This is a genomic window from Blastomonas sp., assembly GCF_041747255.1.
GTDB lineage: Bacteria > Pseudomonadota > Alphaproteobacteria > Sphingomonadales > Sphingomonadaceae > Blastomonas.
In genome coordinates, this window is the sequence record NZ_JBGTFM010000083.1 from 1 (window position 1) to 1,986 (window position 1,986).

3 protein-coding genes are annotated in these 1,986 nt (G+C 60.9%); 1 reads left to right on the forward strand and 2 read right to left on the reverse strand.

The genetic code is table 11. The annotated features are described in order from the left end of the window. Positions 1-120 precede the first annotated feature (120 nt). A complete protein-coding gene (locus tag ACEW8G_RS02995; protein ID WP_373486962.1) occupies positions 121-1,242 on the forward strand; it encodes an IS110 family transposase in 1,122 nt (373 codons plus the stop codon). 173 nt (positions 1,243-1,415) lie between these two features. On the opposite strand, the gene ACEW8G_RS03000 is transcribed toward ACEW8G_RS02995, so the two are convergent. After that, positions 1,416-1,649, reverse strand: coding sequence for a hypothetical protein (locus ACEW8G_RS03000; protein WP_373486963.1), 234 nt, complete (start codon positions 1,647-1,649; stop codon positions 1,416-1,418). Positions 1,650-1,709: 60 nt separating this feature from the next. Beyond that, a partial coding sequence (locus tag ACEW8G_RS03005; RefSeq protein WP_373486964.1) for an ATP-binding protein occupies positions 1,710-1,986 on the reverse strand: 277 nt, incomplete at its 5' end.

Here is a 1,986-nt window from a genome sequence, read left to right on the forward strand (position 1 = left end):
ACAGACGGTATGACCGGGTTGTAAGGGGCTGGCACCGATAGGTGGTCCGCCTCCACGATGTGCACATTGAAACGAGGGTTGCGATGGATCGCAGAGCCTCATGCACAAGGGAGACGAACCATGTCGGATTATAGCGCTTTCGTGGGCCTTGATGTCCATAAAGATACGATCGCGGTGGCTGTTGCGGATGCAGGTCGCATGGGTGAGGTCAGGTTCTGGGGCGAAATCGCCAACACGCCAGACGCCGTCGCCAGCATGCTGCGCAAGCTTGGCGGGCGGCATCCACTGATGCATTTTGTCTATGAAGCGGGCCCTTGCGGCTACGGTCTCTATCGTCAAATCATGGCGACGCAGCATCACTGTGAGGTGGTGTCTCCAGCCCAGACGCCGCGCAAGCCGGGGGATCGGATCAAAACTGATCGGCGTGACGCGATCATCCTGGCCCGCCTGTCACGGGCCGGAGAGCTGACGTCGGTCTGGGTGCCTGACACGATCCACGAGGCGATGCGTGATCTGATACGGCTGCGTCAGGCCATGGTGAAGGATCTGCGTGCCGCACGGCAGAGGACGAAGAGTTTCCTGCTACGGCACGGTCGGGTATTCAAGGGCACCGCCTGGAAGCGCAGCCACAGGATCTGGCTCGGCAACCAAAGTTTCGCACATCCGGCGCAGCAGATTGCGTTCCAGAGCTATCTGAACGCTGTCGACCAGGCGCAGGCGCGTCGAGACGCGGTCGATGTGCAGATCCGCCTTTTTGCGGCGGATTGGTCGATGGCTCCGGTGGTGGAAGCCTTGCAGGCGTTGCGCGGCGTCGCTTTCATCACGGCGGTGACAGTCGTGTGCGAGGTTGGCGACATCCGCCGCTTTGCCAAACCGCGTCAGCTGATGGCGTTTCTCGGCCTTGTGCCGGGGGAACGGTCCAGCGGAGAGACGCGGCGTCAAGGCGGGATTACAAAGGCGGGCAACGTGCTGGCCCGGGTGGTTCTGATCGAAGCGGCCTGGTCATACCGCACACCAGCCAAGATAGGCGCGCAGATGATGCTGCGGCAGGAAGGGATCCCTCAGGCTGCGAAAGATATCGGATGGAAAGCGCAGGTCCGCCTGTGTGGCCGTTACCGCCGCTTGATGGCGCGGGGCAAGAAGTCTGCACTGGCTGTTACGGCAGTGGCGCGGGAACTTGTCGGCTTCATCTGGGCCATCGCCCATATCACCGAGCCAACTGGTGCCGAAGGTGCGGCGTGACTGATATGTGTTTCTCCCGCCACACCGCTGCCCGCCATAAATGGCGTGACGGTCAGCGACGTGGCTGCCGCACAGCCTTGTAGACGAATGACGACAACACCGGAACAGGACCGGACCTGAAAGGAAGAGAAACCTGAACGCAGACGATGCGATGGCCAGGGTGCCGGAGCCGGTCAGAGAAATCCCCCATGGTGGTTAGAGAGCGGCGCTTGCTTGCCGTATTCACGTCCGACAGAAACAGGGATCTCGCGACGTATGCCGGTATGCGCCTTTGACGCGCGGATAAGAGCTTGATCAGCCGTCGCTGTTAGCTCCGGCATCCTGCCCATCGCATTCTGACGACGCGAAACGCCTGACGGAAAACTGGCGGCAGATAAGTCGTGCGCATCGGAATTGACTACGGTCATAAGAACCACCTTGGCCGGTTTTGAAGCCGCCGGGGTTGGTGTGTCGTTCGGTGTATTGGCTCAGGTTTCTCCTTCGTTCTGGTTGTCGTTGTTGGTTGTCGCTGACGCTGCGGCGTGAGCATTCTTTTTGGAAGCTGCGGCACGCTGGCGGAAGCTTTCGGCGTTCATCTCGAGGATGCTCGCGTGGTGGACCAGCCGGTCGATGGCCGCGACGGTCATGGCCTTGTCCGGGAAGATCTGATCCCATCCGCTGAACGGCTGATTGGCCGCGATGGCAATGCTGCGGTATTCGTAGCGCCGGGCGATCAGTTCAAAGAGGACGCCGGTTTCGGCCTGA

What these genes read in the sequence shown, in the direction of transcription:
- ACEW8G_RS03000 (WP_373486963.1), bottom strand. Translation starts at nt 1,649, where the DNA reads ATGACCGTAGTCAATTCCGATGCGCACGACTTATCTGCCGCCAGTTTT.
- ACEW8G_RS02995 (WP_373486962.1), top strand. Translation starts at nt 121, where the DNA reads ATGTCGGATTATAGCGCTTTCGTGGGCCTTGATGTCCATAAAGATACG.